General features: G+C 46.6%; 11 protein-coding genes. 10 read left to right on the top strand and 1 reads right to left on the bottom strand.

What is annotated here, in order from left to right; translation table 11 throughout:
• The first annotated feature begins 119 nt into the window (after positions 1 to 119).
• The 9 genes from GON05_RS32680 (at position 120) to GON05_RS32640 (ending at position 24,153) form a co-directional block, all read left to right on the top strand.
• Positions 120 to 6,098, top strand: coding sequence for an S-layer homology domain-containing protein (locus tag GON05_RS32680; protein ID WP_157325373.1), 5,979 nt, complete (start codon positions 120 to 122; stop codon positions 6,096 to 6,098).
• Positions 6,099 to 6,378: 280 nt separating this feature from the next.
• Positions 6,379 to 7,365 (top strand): sugar-binding protein, encoded by a 987-nt coding sequence (locus tag GON05_RS32675; RefSeq protein ID WP_157325371.1) that lies wholly within the window; start codon positions 6,379 to 6,381, stop codon positions 7,363 to 7,365.
• A complete protein-coding gene (locus GON05_RS32670; protein WP_157325369.1) occupies positions 7,362 to 8,798 on the top strand; it encodes a sensor histidine kinase in 1,437 nt (478 codons plus the stop codon). The genes GON05_RS32675 and GON05_RS32670 overlap by 4 nt, the downstream gene beginning before the upstream one ends.
• A 22-nt stretch (positions 8,799 to 8,820) precedes the next feature.
• Positions 8,821 to 10,389, top strand: a complete 1,569-nt coding sequence (locus GON05_RS32665; protein ID WP_157325368.1) for a response regulator — start codon at positions 8,821 to 8,823, stop codon at positions 10,387 to 10,389.
• A gap of 224 nt (positions 10,390 to 10,613) precedes the next feature.
• Positions 10,614 to 11,729, top strand: a complete 1,116-nt coding sequence (xylF, locus tag GON05_RS32660) for a D-xylose ABC transporter substrate-binding protein (RefSeq protein ID WP_220138855.1) — start codon at positions 10,614 to 10,616, stop codon at positions 11,727 to 11,729.
• An 84-nt stretch (positions 11,730 to 11,813) separates the two neighbouring features.
• Positions 11,814 to 13,325, top strand: coding sequence for a xylose ABC transporter ATP-binding protein (locus GON05_RS32655; protein ID WP_157325366.1), 1,512 nt, complete (start codon positions 11,814 to 11,816; stop codon positions 13,323 to 13,325).
• Positions 13,326 to 13,408: 83 nt separating this feature from the next.
• Positions 13,409 to 14,524, top strand: a complete 1,116-nt coding sequence (locus tag GON05_RS32650; protein WP_246069191.1) for a sugar ABC transporter permease — start codon at positions 13,409 to 13,411, stop codon at positions 14,522 to 14,524.
• Between the two features lie 395 nt (positions 14,525 to 14,919).
• The gene (locus tag GON05_RS32645) at positions 14,920 to 21,195 is read left to right on the top strand and encodes a glycoside hydrolase family 3 N-terminal domain-containing protein (protein ID WP_157325365.1); all 6,276 of its coding nucleotides are present in this window, start codon (positions 14,920 to 14,922) and stop codon (positions 21,193 to 21,195) included.
• A gap of 504 nt (positions 21,196 to 21,699) precedes the next feature.
• On the top strand, positions 21,700 to 24,153 hold the full coding sequence (locus GON05_RS32640; RefSeq protein ID WP_157325364.1) for an endo-1,4-beta-xylanase: 2,454 nt from the start codon (positions 21,700 to 21,702) through the stop codon (positions 24,151 to 24,153).
• 451 nt (positions 24,154 to 24,604) lie between these two features.
• Here the strand turns inward: GON05_RS32640 and GON05_RS32635 are convergent, their stop codons facing one another.
• The gene (locus tag GON05_RS32635) at positions 24,605 to 25,531 is read right to left on the bottom strand and encodes a ketopantoate reductase family protein (RefSeq protein ID WP_157325363.1); all 927 of its coding nucleotides are present in this window, start codon (positions 25,529 to 25,531) and stop codon (positions 24,605 to 24,607) included.
• Between the two features lie 157 nt (positions 25,532 to 25,688).
• On the opposite strand from GON05_RS32635, the gene GON05_RS32630 reads away from it, so the two are divergent.
• Entirely contained in the window at positions 25,689 to 26,249 is a 561-nt protein-coding gene (locus tag GON05_RS32630) for a TetR/AcrR family transcriptional regulator (protein ID WP_157325362.1), read from the top strand.
• The last annotated feature ends 571 nt before the right edge of the window (positions 26,250 to 26,820 follow it).

Here is a 26,820-nt window from a genome sequence, read left to right as displayed (position 1 = left end):
ATGCCTTTTTTTGGCACAAGGATGTTGTTTTTTTGTTGGAATCAAAGGCAAACCCCACTCTGGGGCTTGCCTTTTTTTGCTTTGCTTTTTAACAAAATTGAAGGAGTGGTAAGAAAAGTATGTTAAGCAAAATGCATCGTAAAGCTATGTCGTCCTTGATGTCATTGGTCATGGTGTTATCTGTCCTATTCACCGCCATTGCGCCAGCTAATCCAATTTTCGCTGCGAATCAAGGACCGGTTTCAGTTGGCCTTCACATCGAAGGACCACAAGGACTTATCCACGAAGGAGCGGCGGAAGGTTCAAACGCATTAGAAGCGTTGCAAGCTGATTTAAGGCAAGCCCAAATTCAATTAGACATTACAAATTCAGCCTATGGTCCGTATGTGTCAGGAATTAATGGGATACACGCAGGACTTTACAATGGCTATGACGGATGGAACTTTGCCGTTAAACGTCAAGGGCAATGGATCATACCTGCAGTAGGAATGGATCAGTTTGAACTAGAAAGCAATGACCAAGTTAGTGTGTATTACGGTGATTTTAATACGCAACTAGTTCAATCCATTTCGATTCAACCTGGGGATGTTAAAGCCAACCAGCCGTTCTCTGTAACGGTTACGAAGAGCACTTATGATTGGTCAAGCAATCAACTTATTAACTCTCCGGCTAGCGGTGTGAAAGTAACTGTCGGTGGGACAGCAGTCGTAACGAACCCAAACGGTATAGCAGCATTTGATAAAGGTGTAAGTGCAGGAAATTATTCGCTTGAAGTTACGGATTATCAAGCAACTGCAGCACCGGGAATCGTCAGAGCTACTCAGTCATTGACTGTCAATACGGCACCGGCCATTCCGGTTGGGAATCTAACTCTTTCCGTTGAAAAATTTACATTAGGCCAAGGTTATTCTAAAGAACCGGTTAAAGTTCCTTTTTACGAAGGTGAAAATGGAGCAGCTGTGCTCACTCGCGTATTGGGTGAGGATAATATTCAGCATACTGGTAGTACGGAAGAACGTTTTTACTTATCTAAGGTTAAAGACGCTAGTAGTCAAGTAAATGTACCGAATTATATCAAAGAGCAAATGGATGCAGATGGCGTTCAATTAGGTACAAAGAATAACGAGCAGTGGCTGGGAGAATTCGATTATACGCCTATGTCCGGGTGGATGTATGCCGTAAATAATGTTTTTCCGAATGTAGGGATGTCCGACTATATCCCACATGATGGGGATGTCGTTCGAACTCAGTTCACGGTGTATGGCTTTGGAGCATCGCTGGGGGGCGACGAGTGGAGTCCGGGCTTTATACAAACAGCTAACAAGGATGCACTGACGGCTAGGATCGCAGAGATAAACAGTGATCCGAATAAAGCGGCGATTCTATCGAATGCAGTTGTTAAGTCCCTATATGATCAAGCGTATTCGCTGCTTACCAACATGGAAAGTAAGCAGCAAGACGTCGATAGTGCGCTAGCCAGTCTGAATGGTAATGTTAAACCTACAATTAAAGTAACCGGGATGACGGATAAGCAAGAAGTATCGCAGGCAAATATTAGCTTTAATGTGGAAGCGACGGATAACACCTCGGCTGTCATTACACCCGTAGTCAAGTTGAATGGAACTGTTATCTCCAAGACAGGTGGAGCTTACAATGTTGTTCTAAACGCAGGTGTAAACACAATTGCCATCACCGCTACAGGCGCATTCGGCAATACGGCAGAGCAAAATCTCACCATTACGTACAAAGCTAGTGTTGTAAACAATACGAAAGAACAGTTGAATAAAAACCTGGCCTATATTCTAAAAACGGTAGATAAACCGAAGTTTGGAACCGGCGGCGGAGAATGGTCTGTCCTTTCATTGGCCAGAGCTAACTACTCTGTACCTGATGGCTATTATCAATCGTACTATGACAATGTAGCTAGCACAGTAAAAGATAAAATGATTGCCAATGCCGGGGTATTGGATAAAACGAAAGGTACAGAGCACTCGAGAGTCATCCTGGGATTAACTTCGATTGGCAAAGATCCCAAAGCTGTTGGAGACTATGATCTTTTACAGGCACTTTCGGATTATGATTATGTCATTAAACAAGGCATGAATGGTCCAATCTTCGCTCTGCTTTCATTTGATTCTAAAAACTATGCAATCCCTTCTGCGGCAGAGGGAAAAGTACAAACAACAAGAGATAAACTAATTAAGTATTTGATAGATGGAGAATCAAACAAAGGTAACGCCGATCAAGGAGGCTGGGGGCTATCTCCCGGCGGTAGACCCGATGTCGATCTCACTGGAATGACGATGCAATCCCTTGCTCCGTATGCTCAGTCTAATGAAGATGTAAAAGCAGCGATAGCTCGAGCTGTTAATTGGCTTTCCAAATCTCAAAATAGTGAAGGAAGCTATACAAGCTTCGGAAGTACAAGCAGCGAGAGCCTGTCACAGGTGGTAACCGCGTTATCAGCAGTCGGCATAGATTCAAGATCAGACACTAGATTTATTAAAAATGGTAATTCTGCTCTGGATGCTTTAATGTCATTTGCGGTAGCCGATGGCGGCTTTAAGCATGTTAAAACAGGAAAAGTAGATTCTATGGCAACTGATCAAGGCACGTATGCACTTGTAGCCTATGATCGATTCCTGAATGGAAAAAATCGTCTGTATGATATGACAGATGTTGACGTTGAAAAACCAAGCATAACCGTAAATGGCCTAACGAATAACCAAGAAGTATCAGAGCCAAATCTTAGCTTTAGTGTTAGCGTAACAGATAACAGCGCTGAAGTTATAGCACCGGAAGTGAAGCTGAACGGAATAGTCATACCTAAGGTTGCCGATAAATACAGCGTTGTTCTTAACGTCGGAGCCAACACGATCACTGTTACAGCTACTGATTCCTCAGGGAATTCTGCTGAGCAATCGTTTACTATTACTTACAAAGTTAGTAGTGTAAGCAACCCGAAACAACTCTTAAATAAGAATTTAGCCTATATTGTGAAAACGGTAAATAAACCGACTTTTGGAACGGGTGGCGGGGAATGGTCAGTCCTTTCCTTGGCTAGAGCTAATTATTCTGTCCCAGCGGGCTATTACCAAATTTATTACAATAATGTAGAACAAGAAGTAAAAGAGTTAATGGCTGAAAACTCAGGAGTTTTGGATAAATCCAAAGGAACAGAGCACTCAAGAGCCATTCTTGGACTAGCTTCTATTGGAAAAAATCCAAGAGAAGTTGGGGGCTATGATCTTACGCAGGCACTTTCGGACTATGATTATGTCATCAAGCAAGGCATAAATGGCCCTATATTTGCCCTCATTGCGTTTGATACCAGAAACTTTGATATTCCAGTCGTACCGGCAGGGAAAATTCAAGTTACAAGAAATAACCTGATCGATTATATTTTAGAAAAAGAAGTAAGTAAAGGAACAGCGAATGCCGGCGGATGGGCGCTAATCCCAGGTAAACCTGATGTCGATATAACGTCAATGGCGCTGCAATCTCTTGCACCTTATTACTCTACCCGACCAGATGTAAAAAGTGCTGGAGAGCGTGCAATTGCTTGGTTGGCAAAAACGCAGGGCAGCGATGGCGGATTTGGCGAAAGCAGCGAAAGTATTGCGCAAGTCATTACGGCGTTAACTGCCTTAGGCATTGATCCAAACACCGACGAAAGGTTTATTAAAAATGGAAAATCTGCGCTAGATGCCTTAATGTCATTTGCAGCAGAAGATGGCGGCTTTAAGCATATTAAATCGGGAGCCGTCGATGGCATGGCAACGGATCAAGGCACATATGCCTTAGTAGCCTATGATCGATTCGTGAATGGAAACAATCGTCTGTATGATATGACGGATGTCGTCGATGTCCCTACTCCAGGCGATAATGAGCTCCCGTTACCAAACGGTGATCAACCTAAAATTTTGATCCCGTCCGATAATAAAGACTACATCATTCCTGTAACGAGTGCAGATGCAAATAAAGAATTAACGATAGAAATTCCGAATAATTCCAATTCAAAAATTCAAGTCAATTTGCCTTTGAACAGCAGCTTGCCCCAAATCGCGGCAGTTAAAGGCAACATCTCCATGGTCATCCCTAAGGGAGCCCAAATTGTTAGTGGGGATTCATCCAGACTGGAGTTAATCACAACCAATGATGCGGCAAGTTCTTCATTAAAAGATAAAATTAACACGATTATTGCGAACGGCAAGAAACTGGATACCGTTCAACAGGCCATCACGCTAGGCGGTACTAACCGAGTAGAGTTCAATCAATTCGTCACTTTGACTTTCACTGGCATGCAGGGCAAAGAAGCTGCCTTTATCGAGAATGGAACGCCGCATGCGATTCAGAAGTTTGCAAGTGATGAGGCAGGCCAAGCAAGTGGCAATAATGAATACGCCTACGACAGTGGGAACGATTTGATTGTCAAGACCAAGCATTTTACCGACTTTATCGCTTACGCTTCAAGCACGGTTGAAATACCGCCAATTGGTGGAGGCGGAGGCGGAGGAATTCCTCAACCGACGAAGCATGCTACCATATCCGTTGATAAGCGTACGATCAGCAAGGGTGATGTTATCTCTGCAACAAGCGTAGAACTTCAATCGGGAGATACGGCTTGGAGCTTGCTTAAGAGAGCATTAGATAGCCGCGGGATTAGCTATGAATATGAATGGTCTGAGAAATATAACAGCGTATATGTGCAATCCATTGCAGGTGACGGCGAATTCGACCACGGCAGCGGCAGCGGTTGGATGTACAATGTAAATGGCGACTATCCGAATTTTGGCGCAAGCAAATATACGCTTCAGGATGGCGACAGTCTGCAATGGCGCTATACGACTAATTTGGGAGAAGATCTAGGACAAAAATATACAGGCGATCCCGTACAAACCGGTAAATCAACGGATAAAAAGACAGTTATTGATGTTCCGGCAACGATTACCGAAAATTACAACGTAAATATCACCAAGGAATTGAAGGACAAAGAGCTTATTACGATTAACATTCCTAATGTGAAAGCCAAGGTCTTTCTTAACTTGGATGAAGTGAAAGACAATATCCCAATGATCACCGCCAACAAAGGCAATATCACCGTTTCGATCGACAAAGGCACGGTTTTGAAGTCAGGAGAGCCTAGTGTTGAACTGCTAACCTCTTTGAATACGGATGACACAAATCTGCAGAGTCTCGTCAAAGGCAGTCTAAAAAGCGCGGAAACGAAGATTCTGAAGCTGGCTTATGCTTTTGCCATGGGGAATGCGAATCAATCCGTCATTTTCGATAAGCCGCTTACTTTTGTCATCAAAGGTGCTAAAGATCAAAGTGTAGGATTTATCGAAGGGAATACCTTCACACCGATTGAGGTTTATGAGTCGGATGCCAAAGGTGCCGAGGCGACAAAAGGGAATGAAAAAATTACCTACGCATTTGTAAAAGACAAAGATCTACTTATTAAAACAAATCATTTCACGAATTTCGTTTCCTATTCCGTAAGTCAGCAGGAGACGGTGAAGCCGTTTGATCTGAAAAATCTGTATGCCGACACCCAGTTAATTTCAAATTGGGCAATGGAGGCCATTACAGAAGCATCTCAGAAAGCATTTATTGACGGCAGCAATGGAAAATTTAATCCTCAAGCCACTATTACAAGAGCAGAGTTCACTAAGATTCTAGTGGGCATCCTCGGAATAGATGTAAAGACAAGCAGTATCATTAACTTCAAAGACGTCTCTCAGAAGGATTGGTTCTATCCTTATGTGAATGCAGCGTATAAAGCAGGCTTTATTACAGGCTTCACGAACGATCAATTTAATCCGGACGAGAAGCTGACACGAGAGCAAATGGCGGTTATCATCGTCAAAGCGCTGGGCATTCAAGCCGGTGGGCAAACGCCAGCCATTGAAGATCTAGACCAAGTGTCCGATTGGGCGAAAGCTGATGTACAAACGATTATGGCACGTCAGCTTATGTCCGGGTGGGACAACCGTTTCCAACCTAGCAATGAGGTAACAAGGGAAATGGCAGCCGTTGTTGCTATGAGAGCTTTCCACTATAAGAATGATGCTCAAAAAGAAACAACTCAGCCCTAACTGGTCTTACTGGATAGAGGATCAGACAAATTAAGTTTTAATATGAAACAAAATTAACGGAGCGCCGCGGGTTTGCGGGCTCCGTTTTCTAATACTTCTGAAGGGCGATTATTTGGCCTTTTTGTTTTTCACGAAAACAAAGTCTTGACGTCGTATGTTACAAACATGCTAACAAATATTTCCTGAAAACAATAAATATTCATGGAAGTTTAATCCATTTCCCTTATTGTATCCGCTTTCTTTTTCCGCTATGATAAATGGTAAGTTGAGAGGTGGAAACATGACGGATAAAAAGTGGCTGGTCAGCATCGCGCTGATCATATCGGTGTTCGGCTTCTTATTGATCCGCTTTGCTTCGGAGTCCAGCAAAATCCAGTATATTGTCGATGAACTGAAGGGGGAAAAGGAACAAGCCTTCAAGGGGCGGCATATCGTACTGATTGAGCAGGAGCAGGGGCATCCCTATTGGCAGCTGGTGGAGAAGGGGGCGACGGAGGCGGCGCAGGCCGACAATATTGCCATCGAATGCATCGGACCGGTACGTAACAGCATAGAGGAGCAGATTAAATTGCTGGAGAAAGCCATCGCTTCCAAGGTGGACGGAATCATCGTGCAGGGGCTGAACGACAGCCTATTTACGCCCGTGATCAATAAGGCGGTGGAGCGGGGCATACCAGTGCTGACCATCGATACGGATGCTCCAACCAGCAAGCGGCTGGCTTATATCGGAACGGACAATGTAGAAGCGGGCCGGCGTCTCGGGGAAATCGTGGTGCAAACGACCGGCGGAACAGGCAAAATTGGCGTCATTATCGGCAGCGAGTCGGCTGAGAGCCAACTGCAGCGATTAAGCGGGTTAAGAAGTGTCATCGACGAGTACAAAGGGCTGCAAATTGTTGATGTACGGGCTTCCAACATCTCCATGATGGAGGCGATCCAGCAGGCGGCGGACATGCTGCAGCTTCATCCGGACATCGGCATGATGGTCGGAACAAGCGCTACGGACGCCTTCGGCATTCTCCAAGCGCAAAAGAGCTTGAAGCGGGACGATATCCGGATCGCCGGCTTTGACGATTTGCAGGAAACGCTGGATGCCATCCGCAAGGGCGAGATTGAAGCAACTGTCGTTCAGCAGCCGTACGGTATGGGGGAGATGTCCGTCCATCTGTTTAATGATTACTTCCAAGGACGCACGCTTCCTTCCACACAGTTTACCAAGGTGGAGGTCATCGATAAAAGCCAATTGGAAGCGGAGAGATCCTCATGAGCATTCGTTCGAAATTGTTTATTTTTATCCCCCTGCTTGTGTTGCTGATGAGCTTTGTTTCCTATTTTTTGTTCGAAAGCGGCAAGAACGTCCAGGAAAGCTATTACCTGATGATGGACCGCATTCTGCTCTATAAGCAAGTTTCCAAAGAGAGCAAGGAGGTTATGCGGTACTTGAACCGGTACGTTATCCAGATCGATGAGGAGAGCTACCCGGATCTGAGGAAGCATTTGGAGGCGCTGAAAGGCTTGAGAGAGCAGTTGGCGAATATGGAAAAAAATGAAGTGAATGCGCTCCCGATTCTAAATTATCAGAATATGATCGATACGTTCCAGGAGCAGGCACGGAGTATGATCGGCGGTGAGGAGGGGGGTTCCAACGCAAAAGCCGGGGCTTATCTGCAGGCGGAGCAGATCTCCCGTTATATCGGTGAGGACGGTCAGGCGCTAGTGGATTTGGAGCTGGAGCATTACCGGCCGGTCTACGAGAACATCATGCTGACCACTGCCAAGATGAACAATCTTGGCGTGTATCTGGTTTTTACAGTCGCTCTGCTCAGTATTGTTTTCTCGCTATGGCTGTCAAGCAGTATTAGCGGTCCGATCCGTCGTCTCGTTCTTACGGCCAAGCAAATTTCCAAGGGCAAGCTGGATACGAAGGCTCCGGAGCTTTCGACAGGCGATGAAATCGGTATCCTGTGCCAAACCTTCAATCGCATGCTCGACAATATTCAGGAACTTATGGATAAAAACATGAAGGGGCTGGAGAAGGACCGGCTGGTGAAGGAGCTGGAGCTGAAAGCGCTTCAAAGCCAAATCAACCCGCATTTTTTGTTCAACACGCTGAATGCGATCGCGAAGCTCGCCTACATTGAAGGAGCGGAGAAAACGAGCGATTTAACGGTATCCGTCTCGCGCCTGCTGCGCTACAACCTGCAGAAACTGGACCATCCGGTAACGCTTCGGGATGAGGTGCAGAATGCGCTGGAATATTTGGCGATTCAGAAGGCACGGTTCCGCGACCGGATTCAGTTTGTAACGGAGATTGACGAAAGGGCTATGGAGCAGATTGTTCCTTGTTTGACGCTGCAGCCAATTTTGGAAAATGCACTCGTGCACGGCATTGAAGGTATGGAGGAAGGTGCGCTATTAAAACTGGGCATCGCCTGCCGGGAAGGCCGGGTGCTCATCGAAATCGCCGATAACGGAGCCGGCATGAGCGAGGACATCAGAACCATGCTGCTTCAATCCATCGTGAAGGATGTTCCGCGGCCGCATAGAGGGAAGGAACAATCAACGGGGCTTGGGACGGTGAATGTCTTCAAGAGGCTGCAGTTGTTTTACGACGGAATGCAGAGCATCGAGATTATCAGCGCTGAAGGAGAGGGTACGACAATCAGGTTTTATCTGCCGCTGTCTACAGGTGTGGCTTGAACCGGAAAAGGGGAAATGAACGATGTACAGATTGCTGATTGCCGATGATGAAGCTTTGGAGCGGGAGGGCCTCGAAATGATGGTCAGCCGCATGCTGCCGGGCCAGTTTGAGTTTATTCATGCGGAAAACGGGCGCAAGGCGATTCAAATGGCGGACGAGAAGCGCCCCGACTTTATTTTTATGGATATCAAAATGCCGGGAATACAGGGCTTGGAGGCCGTGCGCGAGATTATGTCACGTCATCAGGAGGTGCGGATCATTCTGGTGACGGCTCACGATTATTTCGCTTACGCGAAGGAAGCGCTGTCGCTCGGTGTGAAGGATTACATCCTAAAGCCCGCCAAGCGCGATGAGCTGATAGAGGTGCTGCGTAAGCAGGCTGCCGAACTGGAGGAAGAGAAGCGCAGACGCGGGGAGGAGCTTGAGATTCGCGAGAAGCTGACCCGGCTGCTGCCGCTGGCGGAGAATGAGCTGACGATGATGTTGATGATGGACTGCATCCAGGAGTTTGATTTGCGGTATCTTGTGGAGCTGCTGAATATAAGCTGGGAGCAGGGCTATGCGATGGTGCTGTCCTTTCCCTTCGGGGAGCGGAAGGATTGGGAACACCTGCAAAGCGTCCGAAAGGTCCTGCACGAAGATCTCAAGCAGTACGCCAAGCTGCAGCTTGCCTGCATGGTCTCTCCTATGATCGGCAACCGGATGGCGGTTTTCGTCCCGGTTCCGTCTTCTGGTGCGGGCTTTACAAACCGAGTGGATGCCCTTGTGTTTGGGGAACGGCTGCAGGCCTTCGCCGAACACCGATTCAAGCTGTCCCTGTCCATCGGGATCGGCACGGTAGGGGAAGGGATGGAGGGGCTTCGCCGCTCCTACCAGGAAGCGGCCGCCGCCTCTGCGGACTCCTCGGATGTCGTACGCATCCGGCATTATGAAGATATTTGCCAGCGCGACGGTGTGCCGGGTATCGCGCTCGATGAGGAAAGAAAGCTGCTGGACGCGCTGCAGCGGCAGCATAAGGAAGAAGCGCGTATCCGCTTCTTGGATGTGCTGGAACGTCTGATCGCCGGCTCCGGGGCTGACGACCGTGTATGCCGGGATGAGGTCGTTGGGTTATTGATCTCCTTGGCCCGGCAAATATCGCATCGGTCCCCGGCGGAAATCGTCTCCCACTTCGCCGGGGTGGCGGGGATGGCCTCCCTGCGCCAGACTGCGGCAGAGCAGTTAGAACGGATGCTCGAGGATATGACCGAGGAGCGGGAGCACCGCCAATTCCGTGTGATCGAGCGGGCGAAGTCGTATATCGGCGAGCACTACAAGTCCGATATTTCCATGGAGCAGACGGCGGAATACGTGAATCTGAGCCCGTATTATTTCAGCAAAACATTCAAGCTGCATACGGGGGAAACGTTCATCGATTACGTAACCCGGCTGCGGATTGATGAGGCCAAGCGGCTGCTGGAAAGTGAGGAGCTCAGCTTTAAAGAGATATGCTATATGGCCGGCTACAACGATCCGAACTATTTCAGCCGCATTTTCAAAAAAACGACGGGAGTCACGCCGACGGAATACCGTCAGCAGCTCAGCCCTTGAAGTCCTTGAAGTCCTTGCTCCGGCAAGGACTTTTTTGCTTCCTGCACAAAATGGTGCTGGAAACTGAAAATATTTGAATCCGTTTTCATTTTCGATCAAATGAATGCTGTTATAGGACAAAGGAGTGCGGACCGCCGATGTAGCGAGTCCGCTTTTGGTGCTGATACAATAAATTGTGTAAGCGGAATCAATTCGTTTAATCAATTAGAGGGGGAAACCTGGACATGAACAAATGGTTGAAAAGATCGGGTTTTGGCATGGTGACGCTGGTGCTGGCCGCTTCCGTAGCGGGCTGCGGCATCGTATCGGACAACAGCAAGGAGACGAAGGGTGCGGCGGCAGCACCTAGTCAGACCGCTGCAGGAGCTAAAAATAGCGGCAAGATCGTCATCGGCATGTCGATGGACACATTGAAGGAAGAGCGCTGGCAGAAAGACCGCGACATCTTTACGGAAAAAGTGAAAGAGCTCGGCGGGGAAGTCAAGGCGCTGGCGGCCAACGGAGATGACGCCACGCAGTTGAGCCAGGCGGAGCAGTTGATTTCGCAAGGCGTTAACGTGTTGGTCGTTATTCCGCATAATGCGGAAGCGACGGCTCAGATTGTGGAAAAAGCCCACAAGGAGGGGATCAAGGTCATCTCCTACGACCGTCTGATCAAAAATTCCGATGTAGATTATTACATCTCCTTTGATAATGTCAGGGTTGGCGAAATGCAGGCTAAAGCCGTGACCGACAAAGTAGGGAAGGGCAATTTTGTCTACATCGGCGGTGCGGATACGGACAATAACGCCCACATGTTTAAAGAAGGAGCAATGAATATCCTCAACCCGTTGAAAGAAAAGGGCGACATCAAGATCGTGTACGACCAGTTCTCCAAGGATTGGAAGCCTGAAGAGGCATTGAAAAACATGGAGAATGCGTTAACTGCCAACAACAACAACATCCAAGCGGTGGTTGCGGCTAACGACGGTACGGCGGGTGGAGTCATTCAGGCGCTTACGGCGCAAGGGCTGGCGGGTAAAGTCCCGGTATCCGGACAGGATGCCGATTTAGCGGCTGTTCAGCGTATCGCCCAAGGCACGCAAACGATGACGGTGTACAAACCGATTAAAGCGATCGCCACGAAGGCGGCGGAAATGGCTGTAGCGCTGGCGAAGCAAGGCCAAGTCGCAGATGCCGGGAAAAAGGTCAACAACGGAAAAATCGATGTTCCTTCCGTCCTGCTGGATCCGATCTCCGTTGACAAATCGAACCTGGCGGATACGGTCATCAAGGACGGCTTCCACAAGGTGGAGGATGTGTACAAAAACGTGCCGAAGGACCAATGGCCAAAGCAATAACGGGACTCGAATTCGGGGTAAGGCGCCGTCACCTGGCTGTCTTGCCCCTTCCTCAAAAGTAACGATCCGATAGGAGCTGGGAAGATGCACGTATTGGAAATGATCGATATCTCGAAGGAATTTCCCGGCGTCAAAGCCTTGAGCGGCGTAAATTTTAAGGTGCGTCAGGGAGAAATCCACGCGCTCTGCGGTGAGAACGGAGCAGGCAAATCTACTCTGATGAAGGTGCTGAGCGGACTTTATCCAGCCGGCACATATACGGGTGAAATCCGGGTCAACGGCGTGAAGCAGGAGTTCCGTTCCATCGCCGATGCCGAGAAGGCCGGTATCGGCATCATCCATCAGGAGCTTGCGCTTGTGAAGGATATGACGATCGGGGAGAACATTTTTCTGGGGGCTGAGCCTACCAAGCGAGGTGTCATTCAATGGGATGATCTGTATTACAATGCCGCACTTTGGCTGAAGCGCGTCGGTCTCCATGTCAGACCGGATACGCGGGTCGGCTCGCTCGGCATCGGCCAGCAGCAGCTTGTCGAAATCGCCAAGGCGCTGTCCAAGCATACGAGGATCCTCATTCTGGATGAACCGACCGCAGCTCTGACGGAGAGCGAGGTCGAGATTCTGATGGGCATTCTCCATCAGCTTCGCGAGAATGGGGTTTCCTGCATTTACATTTCGCACAAAATGCCCGAGGTGTTCCGTCTTGCCGACAGCATTACGATTCTGCGGGACGGTCGGACTATAGCGACGCTGGACAGGTGCGACACGAATGACGATGAAGTCGTCTCTTTGATGGTGGGGCGCGAACTGACCGAGCGATATCCCCGCGTCGCGCACACCCCCAAGGAAACGGTGCTTGAAGTGAGCAACTATTCCGTATGGCATAAGGAAAAAGCCGGCCACCGCGTCATCCGCAACGTCAGCTTCGCTTTGCGCAAGGGGGAGATCTTAGGGATCGCCGGCTTGATGGGAACGGGAAGGACAGAGCTCGTTACGAGCTTGTTCGGGGCCTATGAAGGAAGGGCCGAAGGGGAAGTGAAGATTGACGGCGAACCGGCGAGGATCCGCTCGGTAGCCGACGCCATCTCGGCCGGAATAGGGCTAGTGACCGAGGACCGCAAGCGTCAGGGGCTCGTATTGTCCATGGACGTTAAAACCAACACGACCTTGGCTACGATGGAGCGAGTATCCAGATACGGCGTGATCAACGATAACGAAGAGATCAAGTGGGGCCAGAAGTATGTACAGGAATTAAAGACAAAGACTTCGTCGTTGGACACTCCGGTGGGCACCTTGTCCGGGGGCAACCAGCAAAAGGTCGTCATCGGAAAATGGCTCATGTCCAATCCGAAAATTTTGATCATGGACGAACCGACACGAGGAATCGATGTCGGAGCAAAGTATGAAATTTACAACCTGATGAACCGGCTGGTCGATCAGGGCGTGGCCATCATCATGATTTCCTCGGAGCTGCCGGAGATTCTCGGGATGAGCGACAGGATACTTGTCATGAGCGAAGGACAATTCGTCCGCGAGCTGGATTATCGAGAAGCGACCCAGGAAAATATTATGCTGGCCGCTACAGGAGGGAAATAACGATGCAACCTGCCACACACACTACTGAAACGACGAGCTCCGTCAGCCCTAACCGGCCGGCATGGAAAAGCTTGTTCGGCAACATGGATGCGCGCGCTTATACGATGGTAGGCGCTTTGATTTTGATTTGGCTGCTTTTCGGCTTATTGAACGATACCTTTCTTACTCCGCGGAATTTGTCCAATCTGTTCACGCAGATGTCTGTAACCGCCATCCTCGCGATCGGCATGGTGCTTGTGATCGTCGCCGGCCATATCGATTTGTCGGTAGGCTCCATCGTCGGGCTGACCGGTGGGATCGCCGCCATACTCAGCAACTGGTGGGGCATGCCGGCAGGCGTCGTCATCTTGGGGACGCTGGTGGCCGGGGCGATTCTCGGTATCTTCCAAGGGTGGCTCGTCGCTTACAAGGCGGTGCCCGCCTTTATTGTCACGCTAGGGGGCATGCTCGTCTTTCGCGGGGCCTTGATGGGCGTGACGAAATCGACAACGATTTCGGTGTCCGATCCGGCTTTGGCGTTAATGGGCAACGCCTACTTCGCCAAAGGCTTCGGCTTGATTCTCGCCGTATTGGCCATCGCTGCCATCGTCTGGTCGACGTTCAGCAGGCGGAGATCCCAGCTTAAATACGGCTTCGGCGTGCAGCCTCTGGGAGTGGATATCTTGAAGGCGGCTGGTTATAGCCTGCTGGTGGTTTTGTTCGTGCTCGTCGTGAACAGCTACAAGGGCATCCCGTTTCCGATTATTTTCGTCATCGTGTTAGCCTTCTTGTTTTCCTTCATAGCTACGAGGACGACTTTCGGCAGACACATATACGCACTTGGTGGCAACGTGGAGGCGGCGCGTCTGTCCGGCATCAATATCAAAAAGAAAACCATGACTGTCTTCATGTTCAGCGGTCTGCTGGCCGCTATCGCCTCGATCGTGCTGACATCCCGCTTATCTTCGGCCACCATCTCGGCGGGCAACATGGCGGAGATGGATGCGATCGCCGCCTGCGTCATCGGGGGGACCTCACTGATGGGAGGCTCGGGCAAGGTGTCTGGAGCGATCATCGGTGCCCTCGTGATGACATCTCTCGACAACGGCATGTCACTCATGGGGTTGGAATCGTTCTGGCAGTACGTCGTGAAGGGAAGCATCCTCGTATTCGCCGTATGGCTGGACATTTCAAATAGAAATAAAAAAGCGGCTAAATAAGAGTTCCGCCCGTCATTTTCCGATGGCGGGTTTGATCGTTGCCTTTCGCGTTACTGGGGTAGAGAGTGACATTTGCAAGATTACGTTGTATACAATGTTACTTTGACACTGATACAATAAATCATGTAAGCGGAATCATTTCGTTTAACTAATAAGAGGGGAAACCGGAAATGTAGTATGGTGGCAGAAGGCGGGCCTAGGGGCAATGGCAAGGCGCAATCTGAATAGGGGGGATGTATGCAAGTATTGATACGAAATGTATCTAAATCAAATTCTTGTGCCCCCTTTTTGGAAATTACTTTTGTAGGAACTTGCGTTTTTAGGAAAAAGGTAGGATAAGTTTTAGCTTGTAGGTAGCTATCATCGAATCAGTAGTCATAGGGGGAAAGGAAAAAATGCTAAAAAAGTGGAAACGGGTTATTTCTATTACATTATGTGGGGCTATATGTGCAACACCACTAATAGCAGGGCTGGCTCCTCAAAGAAGTTATGCAGCTGAGCCTGCGCCACAGACATTGCCGATTTATATGGATTCTGAGCACTATTCCTTTAAGGAAAGGGCAGCAGATATGATTTCGAAGATGTCTATTTCACAGAAGGCATCTCAAATGAACGGAAGCGCATCGCCATCAATCACCCTTTCCGACGGCAAAGTAATTCCTTCATATGGCTGGTGGAATGAGGCGTTGCACGGTGTATCCCGGTACCAGCTTAATGCTTCTGGTAACGCGACAACCATCAATAATGCAACTTCATATCCAATTGGGCTTTCCATGGGAAGTTCATGGGATCCAGAGCTTATGCACAAAGTAGCAACGGCTATTAGTGATGAAGCTCGTGAAACAGCTCCTGATAGTGACCGTATGTTAACCTTTTACTCACCAACTATCAATCTAGCTCGTGATACGCGTTGGGGACGCACGGATGAAACCTTTTCTGAAGATCCCTTGTTAACAGCTGGAATTGCCGGGCAGTTTGTAAATGGCCTGGAAGGTAAGAATATGGACGGTAGCCTAATTGATCCCAATGGGTACTTAAAGACTGTAAGTACCATAAAGCATTATACTGCGAATAATTCTGAAGTAAACCGTCTGAATGGCAGCTCTGATGTAACAGGTCGGGAGCTCAGAGAGTTCTATACTAAACCTTATAGAGAGATTATTAAAAATACGGATGTTACCTCTATCATGAGCTCTTATAATAGTGTTAATGGTACACCGGTTACATTAGACCGAAATTTAATGGAAACATTTCTTCGTCAAACCTTTGGGTTCTCCGGTTATGTAACAACGGACTGCGATAGTATAGCTATGGCTGTGTCACCATCCAGACAGAACTATATGTATCCCGGAACGACCAGGGCCATGACTACGCAAGAAGGATACGCATGGGCTGCAATGTTTGGTACGAATCTAGTATGTAATGCAGGGTATGCCGGCTCTAACTATGGCGCAGAACTTCCAGGAGCAGCAGCAGCAAAACTTCCTACTCCTTCAGGCATATTCACAGAGAATGCGATAGATGTAGATATGCTTGATCTGTATACTACTCGAATGAAACTGGGCGAGTTTGATGATACGGTTAGAAATGCAGCAGGCATCATTCAATCATCGACAAACAAAGTTTCCTGGTATGATGATGCAATTACTAGAAGAACTGCTTTGGGAAATGGAAGCTTGTGGATGTTTAATTCGGGTACCGGCGGTGACGGTAAGAACATAACTCAAGAAAGATCTGATATTGCTCGTCAAGCAGCAGCAGAATCCTTGATCTTGTTAAGAAACAATCCAGTCACATCAAATGGTAACAAACCAGTGCTTCCAATCAATGTGCCTTCAACTGGTGAATTTAAAGTTGTCGTGTATGGTCTTAATGCTAACTACAATACAACGAATAATAGCTTTTTCTTAGGTGGTTATTCTTCAGGTTCCGGCGCTAGCGGAATCGCTAAAATGGTAAACCCTTATAACGGTATCAAAGCAGAAATTCAAAAAATCAATCCCAATGCTGTGGTTGACTGGAAAAAGGGCTTCACCAATACGGGTACAACTTATGCAGGTATGACGACACTTGATAATACAGCGATTGATCTTGCATCAGGTTATGATTTAGCTATCGTTGCTCTTGGCACAGAACAAGCAACTGCTGCAGAGGATAGTGATAGAGGCGGCAATACAAACCCTAATAACACATTACCAGGAGCGCAGCTGGCGCTGGCTAATGCTGTTGCCCTGAAAAATCCTAAAACAGTCACCGTTATTGAAAGTACCAGCCCAGACGACCTATCAACTTTATCTGCAGATGTTCCTTCCCTGTTATGGAGTGGATACAACGGTCAAGTTAAGGGATTGGGACTAGCAGATGTTTTGCTAGGTAAATATAACCCGAGTGGGCGTACATCAACCCTTTGGTTCAAGAATGACCAATTCCCTAGCATAAGAAGTTACAGAATTACACCTGGACCTGATACCTATAAAACAGGTAATAATACAAGTGCATCCACTACGGTTACTTCCCCTGGTCGCACATATATGTATTATGATGGATCAAAAGGAGCTCCTCTCTACAGTTTTGGATATGGAATGAGCTATTCAAACTTCGCATATTCCAATATGACAGTAACAGGTTTAGGCGCAGGGAATTCTGTTGATGCTAACGATACGATCAATGTCTCTATGAATATTACGAATACAAGTGATAGAGACGGAAATGATATTGTAGAGCTTTATGCTTCAACACCAGACTCTACCCAAACAGGTGTTAATCAACGTCCTATCAAACGTCTTATTGGATTCAAGAAAGTAATGGTAAATGCAGGGCAAACAGTTCCAGTTACCCTAACCGTTAAAGTGCCAGATTTACGTTTTTATGATGAAGCAGCAGGCAAATGGGTTATGGATACAGGGAAACACAATTTGCAGTTCAGCACATCGAGTGCAGATGCTGACATTAAACTTAACAAGGATATTTTTGTTACAGGCTCATTAGCTCCTAAGTTAAGTGTTGTAACAGCAAAACCTCGTCAGGACAGTGACGTGGCATTAGATATCCCAACTCGGGTATTATTCGACAAAGGAAAAACTGTACTCCCACAAGTTACGGTGGCAATGAATGATGATTCGCTGTATGGATATATTGCCAAGGGTTCCAGCAAAGCTATGCCAGCTGGAATGACCGTAACATACAGCAGCAATAGACCTGGGGTGGTCTCAGTAGCTGGCGACCAAATCACGACTGTCGCAGCTGGCGTCGCAACGATTACCGCAACCGTTAGTTATGCAGGAGAACAACGTTCAACTGACTTTATAGTCTATGTTAATCCTGCTACCACTCTTAAAGACCTCAAGATTAACGGGACTACAATTAGCGGTTTTGATCCTTCCATAAATCAGTATAATGTAGTAGTTCCTTTCGAACAGAGTGCAGTTCCAGTGGTAACGGCTGCTTCTGCTAACGCTGATAGCATTGTAACAATCGTGCAAGCAAATGGTATTCCTGGCACAGCAAATATTACAGTAACCGATTCAACATTTAGTAAGGTTTATACAGTTAACTTTGGTCGGCCACCGGTAAGTGCTGAGTTCAAGGGAGCAACAGCTTTGGATAGTCACTACTCCATCGTAAGACAAGATTCGAATTATTCTTTTGACACGAATAATGGAGTGACTATCAGAACAAAACAGGCAGCAGTAAATGCAGTTCAGAACTTAGTTATGCAGCCAGCGATTGGCGATTTCGTATCTCAGACTGCTATGAATTTTTCAGCCACTCCTACTGTTAACAATCAGCAAGGCGGGTTGATTTATTATCAAGATGACTCTAATTACGTAAAACTTGTTTATGAACGTTCTACGGGAACTACAAACCGAATTGCATTGTATAAAGTCGTCAATGGGACAGCAACCGTAGTTACGGGCAACACAAATTCAGCAGGCAACACAAAGATGTATTTACGTCTGATTAGAAGCAATGGAACGATTTCAGCACAATGGTCCGCTGACGGTGTCACTTGGTCTAGTTACTCCGGAACAGCTGCAGTGAATTTCGCTGCGCCACAATTAGGCCTAATTGCAACTAATGGTAATGTAAGCGCGGATGCACTCAATGTATCTTTTGAATACTTGAGAATTGGAAGCCTTGATGCATTAAATCCTGTGGCGGATAAAATCCAAAAGGGCGGAGTAGATATTCCAGGGTTTGATCCGCGTACTACAACCTATGATGTAGTTGTACCAAAGGATGCATTGCCTGAAGATTACGAGTACTCAGTGGAGTGTGGAGATGGTTTAACGTGTGTCGTGAACCAAGCAACAACCATTCCAGGCAATGCCACTGCTGTTATAACTAGTCCTTTCGGTACAACAACATATACCTTTAAGCTTAATTATCAGGCTGAAAGCTTCAACTTTGTTAATACAACATCTGAGAATTTGTCAAACTTCTGGACAATTCTTAAACAAGATGCTGCTAATTACTCATTAGTACAAGGTAAGGGACTACGTCTTCCTACATTAACGGGGGATATCTATCAAACAAATGCCGCTTGGAATAACGTATTTACAGCCCCTGCCGGTGGTGATTGGGATATTGTTACTAAGGTCCACTATCCTGTAGCACCATCTGCAACCTATCAACAATTTGCGTTCTTAGCATGGCAGGATGAGGATAACTATGTTAAGCTGGATGCCGAAAATAACGGAAGTGGCATTCAAGTCCAATCTGGACGTGAAGTCAATAAGGTATTCACTTCATCTGGAACAAATGCTGTCAATGCCAATGGAGACGCCACTTTAACCGTTTATCTAAGAATGTCCAAGACCGGAAATAGTTACCAGTGCTCATATTCGTTAGATGGTATCAATTATACTAATGTAGGTGCAGCAATTAATTTAAGCCTTAACAATATCAAAATGGGACTATTTGCAACGAAGAACACAGCTAGTAGCCCAGTGATAGATACCTATGTAGAATATGTTCAGGTACTGAATACAAATGATGCACTACCGGTCACTCCAGCTCAAATGAAAATTAATGCTGCAACCAAAGTTTCTGAATATGTTAGAACGCTATTACCCGAAACCGTACAATTTAGTGAAGGATCAAACACTGTACAACTCGTTAATAGCATCACTCCAACGTATACAATCAGCTACGGTTCAAGTGACGCGAGTATCCTCTCTGCAACAGGTAGTGTTACTCAATCTGTCTACACAAGAGAAATCACGTACACGTATACGATTTCTGATGGAACTAACAATGTAGTAAGTACTCCTATTCACTTAAGCGTACCTGGATCGGAAGGATCAGCACCTCAAGTTGGTGTAAAGGCCAGCATTAGTGGCCCTTCATCGCCAGTGGTCGTGGGTCAGTCGGTTAACCTTCCGGTTGGCGTTACTGGATTGACTCATAATTTTAATATTCTAAGTGTGGAGTTAAAGTACGATCCAGCTATGATTGAGTTTGCTACTTCACAGAATAATGGTGTCAACGTCTTGCAAGCAGGTTCAGTTACTTCTACACGGAATGGACTCCAAGTTCTTGAGACAGCTGTGAAACCGGAAACTGGAGAAATCCTGATTATTATGGGTGTCACAGGTAAATTCTTAACAGGTGATGGGGAACTATTCGTTCTTCACGGCAAAGCCAAGGCTGATGCTGCTGCCGGGACTACAAATGTTGCTGTGACCAAGCAGGAAATCGTCGGTGACGAGAACCATTATTCATTACCCGACACATCTCAGGCTACGGTTGGCATACAAGTCGTGCAGGCAGATAAGATGGCATTGATTGCTTCAGTTGCAGCTGCGCAAGCGCTTCTTCAAGCAGCGGTTGAAGGAAATCAAGAGGGCCAATATCCAGCAGGTTCCAAAGCAATCTTACAAGCTGCAATTGATAGTGCATCAGTAGTGGTGCACAATGGAGCTTCGACACCATCTGACGTTGCTAATGCACTTGTTACATTGAATAATGCAGTTACAAGTTTCACTGCTTCAATTATTCATATCAATAAGGAGGCTTTGAATACAGCAATTACAGATGCTCAGCAAGTGTTGAACTCTGCAGTGGAAGGATCAGCGCCGGGTGAATATCCAACGGGTACGAAGGCTGTACTTCAAGCTGCGATTGATGCTGCAATCAGTGTCCGTGATAGTATTACGGTAACGCAATCTGAGGTGAACTTAGCAGTGTCGATATTAACGACAGCAGAGAGCACATTCAGAGCTAGCGTGAACTCAACGACTTCACCTTCAGTTGATTTAGAAGCATTAAATCAAGCGATCGCTGCAGCTCAAGCTAAGGTTTCTAAAGCTACAGCGGGCAACAAAATCGGTCAATATCCAGAAGTCGCAATCATGAACCTTCAAGCAGCTATTGATGCAGCGAACAACGTGAAGGTCAACAGTGGTACTACACAGTCGATGGTAGATGCAGCGGTAGTAACATTGAATGATGCTATATCAACATTCACAACGAAGATTGTGACTCTTGTACCTGGTGCTACCTCCATTACGATCCAGGATCTGTCGATACTTGCTAAATATTACGGTGTTAAGAAAGATCAACCTGATTGGGATAAGGTAGAGAAGGCTGATTTGTTCGATAATCATGAGATTACGATTCTTGAATTAGCAGCAGTAGCACGTATGATTGTAGCGAATTGGCTTGAGTAATAAACAATTGATGAAAGTGGAATAAAGAGGGGGGCGCTTTTGCGCCCTCCTCTTCATTTAATGAAGGGAGCAGTAAATTTTTGGCGAGCGCAGAATAATGCTAGAAACTGTAAAAATATTGTGTTCGTTTTCATACTGGGTTAAATGAATGCTGATAGGGGGCAAAGGAATGCAGGCCGCCGCCATAGCGGCTCGCTTTTGACGCTGATACAATAAATGATGTAAGCGTAATCAGTATGTTTAACCAATAGAGGGGGAAAGCAGAACATGAACAAATGGTAGACAAGATCATGAAATTGAAAGTTATGGGACATTTACTTGAAGGCACTTGGAGGACAGCCAAGGATCGCCACTGAATTGGAGGGGATATGCAATTTATGATACAAAATGTATCAAAATGATAAGTGGTGCTATTTTTAGTCCTCTTTTGAGAGTTACTATCGGATGATAGTGTGAAGAAACAGATTGCAGTAATGAATTTCATATAGGAGGAAGGAAATCACGATGAGAAATAAGATAGTAGCATTATCACTTATGGTTACCATGCTGATGACTTTTTTAGTTCAGCCTGCTTCGGCAACCTATCAGCCTGAGCTTCCATCGCTTTACCAGACTTTTGAAAACTATTTTAAGTTCGGTTCATTTAATGGGATGAACAGCTTTTTTGGGGGCGGCGATCCGCAAAGCATGCTGCAGCACCACTATAACAGCTGGTCTCCGGCTAATGAATTAAAGCCGCAATCTCTGTTTGGCTCCAGCCAGTCGGCTGCAGCATATAACAGCGCTTTAAACGCAGCCTATTCCAGCGATGAAGAGCGTGCGGCTGCGATTGATAAGGCAAATAAGACCGCCATACTTGCCTCAACAACTTCTCAAGTGGCTTTCTTGAACAATGTCAGGAATTTGAACAAAAACCGGGGGCCTAACGATCAGGTCAAGATCAAAGGTCATACGCTCCTTTGGCACAACCAGACGCCGGAAGCTTTCTTCCATGAAGGATTTTCAACCACTAAGCCCTGGGCAAGCAGGGAGGTTATGCTGGCTAGAATCGATTCCTATATCAAAGCTGTATTTGAAAAATTCTCCCCTTACAACGATGTCATCTACTCGTGGGATGTGGTCAACGAGGCTATTGATGACTATACAGGCTATATCCGTAATGAAAGCGATTACCAGGTCAGCAATTGGGGTCGCATTTTCAAAAAAACGGATCTGACCGGTGAAGACAGGCTCCTGGCAGAGAGTGAGTATATCAGGCAGGCTTTTGCATCAGCCTCGAAATACAACAAAGCATTGGGAGCAAACTGGACGTTTGTATACAATGACTTTTACGACGCCGATAAACCCTATGAACCAAAGCGCAGCGCCACCATCACCATGTTGAAACCTATCTATCAGCAGATGAAGCAAGACGGTACAACCTTCGTCGTGGGTATGCAGAACAGGAACGCGGTTTCACTCGACCTGAACGTGTTTAAAGAGACCTTCAATAAGTTCGCCGCCATCTCCGATGAAATTCAATTTACCGAATCCGACACACGTTCCGATCTTGTGGCCAATCCGAATTATGATCCGAACGCACTGCCGTACTATTTGCCGGACGGCTCGAAGAATCCGAACTGGACGAAAACGAATTGGGATAACACGCCCAACGCACATGTGGCACTGGTTAGAAACGGCTGGACGGCTTCCATGGCGAATTTGCCAGAAATCCAAAGGGAACAAGCTGATTGGCAGGCGGATCAATTCGATTTCCTGCTCGAGAACAGCAAGGGCAATGGCGGCAAGCTGAGCGTGTACGCCTTTGATGGAGTCAGCGATACAAGCACCTTCAACGCCAGAAAGGGTGCGCATATCTTCATGTCGGCCGACAGCAATGGAAATACGAACTATACGGCTAAGATGTCCTACTATGCGATGATAGGCAGCGTGGCCCGGATTGAATTGAAAAAGATGCTGAGTAATCTTCCTCCGGATTCTTCCAAGGATAAGTACACTCCTGACAGCTGGAACAAATTTGATGCGGCCCGCAAAGCAGCCAATGATGTTCTGGGCGTAAGAATCTATGATATTAATGGCGTAAATAACGTGAAGGACGCCGCAAACGCTTTGACGGCAGCAGTACCTGTATTGAAACCGGGCGCTGTACTTGAAGGCCCAGCGGCAGCTTCTAAAGAAGCAGCCTTTGATCTGAATTATGGCTTGAGCGGCATGGATCAAAATATTTATGCCCAGGATTTAACGTTTACTTATGATCCGAGTCAGTTGGAATACGTATCGGCCGAATCCGTGAAGCCGACTGAAGTTGTGATCGTCGACAAGACTCAGAAGCGAGGGGAAGTTCGGTTCCTTATAGCAACAACTGGGAAAAACGCCCATCTTGACGGTAGTCTTCTGAAGCTTTCTTGGAAACCAAAATTCGACACGCAGGCTGCAGCAGCAACGATTTCCTTGTCCAATGCTGTCGTTGCCAATGAAGTCGGCGTCGAAAAAGAATTGCAGAGCACGTCTTATACGGTTCTGCTGAACAGTGTAGTCGTTGATAAAACAGCCCTCAATACCTTAATCGCCGATGCACAAAGCAAGCATGACGCGGCCGTTGTGGGAACCCAGGTAGGTCAGTATCCGGTGGGCTCCAAAGCAACGCTGCAGGCAGCTATCAATCAGGCGAAGGCTGTAGCGAATAACGCTGCGGCAACCCAGTATCAAGTTGAGCAAGCAGTAATCGCGTTGAATGCAGCCCTGCAGACATTTAACGATGCAGTGATTCGCACGCAGCCTGGCGATACGAACGGCGACGGCCGTTATTCCGTGGGTGACCTGGCAATCGTTGCGGCAGCCTACGGCAAAACCTCCGCTGATCCGGACTGGTCCAGCTACAAGCATGCCGATTTGAATAACGACGGTAAGATCGACATCTTGGACCTTGCGTCTTTGGCTAGGAAAATACTTAAATAAGTAGCACTCAGCAGCAATAGAGAGGGAGCCTCGCTTCCCTCTCTATAATTCATTTCTTTAGCGAATAGGGAATGTTAGAAGGGTAATGAGTTTGACCTGAAACAGTACCTAATTTTGCTTCTCCCCAACATGTAACTATTATATTATTGGTAACAGTAAGAGGTTAGCCAATGAATGGTTAACCTCTTTTTAATGAGCCATAGTTGAGGATAGCTACAACTTGCGCCGACAATTTGGGGTGTTCAATCCACGCAACCCAACGATTTCTCATACAACTCATAAACGGTGAGTAAATGCTCCGCAAGGCCTTTTTCAGCGCACTTCATCCATTTTATAAATGCCATGTGAAAAATATCAACCGCAAATCGCGCGACAAAGGCTTTAACCCGGGCGATGCACAAGATGAAGCGATATGTGAACGAGAAGCAACTGGACCTATACGACAGGATCCCTATTTGGTAATTAGGTGTTCAACAGCGTAAAGTCGTGGTGCCTTTATGCCGTGTTTTCGAGCATCCGATATAACTTCCAGTACGGCGTAACCAACTTTAAAGTGGTTATGCCCCACAAGTGCATAGGCCATGCCTTTAGGTGAAAAAATGACTTTCAAAAGAAATCCAACAACTCTAGGTGGGAGGGCGCTGACCATTCTTGTCATAACATCAAGTTTTGAGCCTTTTGCCTTCAAAACAGGGATCATTTCTTTCATATTACGACCAATTTCAACGAGCGCCTCGGGTGAAGAAACTACTTTTTTAAAACTGCCGTGCTTTAATACTTCCACTTCCATTGCAACGTTGAATGCGAAGTGGTTCCAGAACCAGCTTCGAGGATCCTTTTGAACCATTATCTTGAAACCTGCCTCAGCAAAAAGATTGCGAACTTCTAAATCTCTTTGGGTAGGCTTGGATTCAAATGTTCCAAACTGAACGGTCTTGTAAACACCGCCGTAGAGAGTGTTTCCTTCAAATCCACCGCCACCGCCGGGGAAGCCGAAAACAATTTGACTGAGCGGAATTGGCTGAACAGCTGATTGAGGATCTTGCCAAAAGTTATTGAAAAACAGAACGGTTGCATGTCCAACTCGTGGCGCAAGGTACGTTACCGCACTTGATACTTGCTCGGGGTTGACACTCATGAAGATGAGGTCATAATCGTGATTTTCCTTTATTTCCTCATGTATGACAATGGGCCATTTTTCTTTGACTAGCCGTTCTTTTTTGCTCCGCCTTGCATCCCATATTTCTAAGTCTACATGTGAGCCATATTGCGCTTTCCTACCTTCACGAACATAAAACTCAACGGTATGGCCTGCATTTTCAAACGCCCAGGCGTACTGTGTTCCTACAGCACCACGACCGAAAAATAGTATTTTCATAAATCCTCCTCTTTACTAAACGATTGTTGAATTTCGAACAAATGTTTGATATTTTTAGCATATTGATTCGTGGAGGAAGTATCAATAGTTACATTTGTTTCAACTGTTGAGAACTCAACACATTGCGCTAATTTGTTGAATAGCTGGAGGAAAATTTATGGATAGAAGAATACAAAAAACAAGGCACTCCATTATGAATACTTTCATCGACCTTCTGGCTGAAAAAGGATTTGAGAAAATAACCATCAACGACATTGCCGAACGTGCAAACATAAACCGAGGGACTGTTTATCTTCATTACGTAGATAAATTCGATTTGCTTGACAAGTGCATTGAAACATATGTTGAGTTGCTGCTACAGCACTGTGCGAATAGTACTGACACCTATCTAAGCGTAAGCGCGTTTCAAAGCGTATTTGAATATTTGGAGAAAAATTTTACAATATACAAGTTGCTTCTTAACAATGAGGGTGTTGGATTTTTCCGCAACCGCTTATATGCCCTCATTGCGCAAACAGTAACTGAAGTTGTCGGTATAAAATCAGAAAACAGCGCATTTTCAAATGATGTGACTACTCATTTTTTGACTTCCGGGTTTATCGGTGTATTGGAATGGTGGATCAATAACTCTATGCCCTGCACTGTGCAGGAAGCTGTTGAGCAACTTATGTATTTGCTAGAACCATTCACCAAGCACCTTGTATCACACCAACCTTAAGATGAATGCTTCAACCTAAACAGACAGCCGTCCAGATTCAGTTCGCTGTAGCTGCCATGCGACTGAAGGTGGACGATTCCGCGCCTGAGAAGTACCACTCCGAATCCGAGTCCTAAACTGGGAATTTACCATGAATTAACTCGAAGTGCATGAATAGGTAACATGAAAGGACTCATTTACTAAAGGCATAAAATAATGCTAGAAACTGAAAAAATATTGTATCCGTTTTCATATTGGATTAAATGAATGCTGATAGGGAGCAAAAGAATGCAGACTGCCGCTGTAGCGGGCTCGCCTTTAACGCTGATAGAATAGATCGTGTAAGCAGAATCAATTCGTTCAACTAATTAAAGGGGGAAACCGGAAATGAACAAATGGCGGGAAGCTCGGGTTAGGCGACCCTGCCAAACAAGCGAAACAGGAAGCCAAAGTGAAAAAGATTCAAATCCATGAAGGGAACCGAAGAGACTTCGCACAAGCCTCTTTCCTGAAGTTTTTCACGCATTTATTTGGTGCAATGACAAGGCACAATCTGTATAGGGGAGGATGTGTGCAAATGTAGATACAAAAT

The organism is Paenibacillus anseongensis, from assembly GCF_009757995.1.
Classification (GTDB): domain Bacteria; phylum Bacillota; class Bacilli; order Paenibacillales; family NBRC-103111; genus Paenibacillus_E; species Paenibacillus_E chondroitinus.
This window is presented reverse-complemented; position numbering and strand designations above follow the sequence as displayed.

What these genes read in the sequence shown, in the direction of transcription:
- GON05_RS32665 (WP_157325368.1), top strand. Translation starts at nt 8,821, where the DNA reads ATGTACAGATTGCTGATTGCCGATGATGAAGCTTTGGAGCGGGAGGGC.
- GON05_RS32675 (WP_157325371.1), top strand. Translation starts at nt 6,379, where the DNA reads ATGACGGATAAAAAGTGGCTGGTCAGCATCGCGCTGATCATATCGGTG.
- GON05_RS32635 (WP_157325363.1), bottom strand. Translation starts at nt 25,531, where the DNA reads ATGAAAATACTATTTTTCGGTCGTGGTGCTGTAGGAACACAGTACGCC.
- GON05_RS32630 (WP_157325362.1), top strand. Translation starts at nt 25,689, where the DNA reads ATGGATAGAAGAATACAAAAAACAAGGCACTCCATTATGAATACTTTC.
- GON05_RS32670 (WP_157325369.1), top strand. Translation starts at nt 7,362, where the DNA reads ATGAGCATTCGTTCGAAATTGTTTATTTTTATCCCCCTGCTTGTGTTG.
- GON05_RS32680 (WP_157325373.1), top strand. Translation starts at nt 120, where the DNA reads ATGTTAAGCAAAATGCATCGTAAAGCTATGTCGTCCTTGATGTCATTG.
- GON05_RS32640 (WP_157325364.1), top strand. Translation starts at nt 21,700, where the DNA reads ATGAGAAATAAGATAGTAGCATTATCACTTATGGTTACCATGCTGATG.
- xylF (WP_220138855.1), top strand. Translation starts at nt 10,614, where the DNA reads ATGAACAAATGGTTGAAAAGATCGGGTTTTGGCATGGTGACGCTGGTG.
- GON05_RS32655 (WP_157325366.1), top strand. Translation starts at nt 11,814, where the DNA reads ATGCACGTATTGGAAATGATCGATATCTCGAAGGAATTTCCCGGCGTC.
- GON05_RS32650 (WP_246069191.1), top strand. Translation starts at nt 13,409, where the DNA reads ATGGATGCGCGCGCTTATACGATGGTAGGCGCTTTGATTTTGATTTGG.
- GON05_RS32645 (WP_157325365.1), top strand. Translation starts at nt 14,920, where the DNA reads ATGCTAAAAAAGTGGAAACGGGTTATTTCTATTACATTATGTGGGGCT.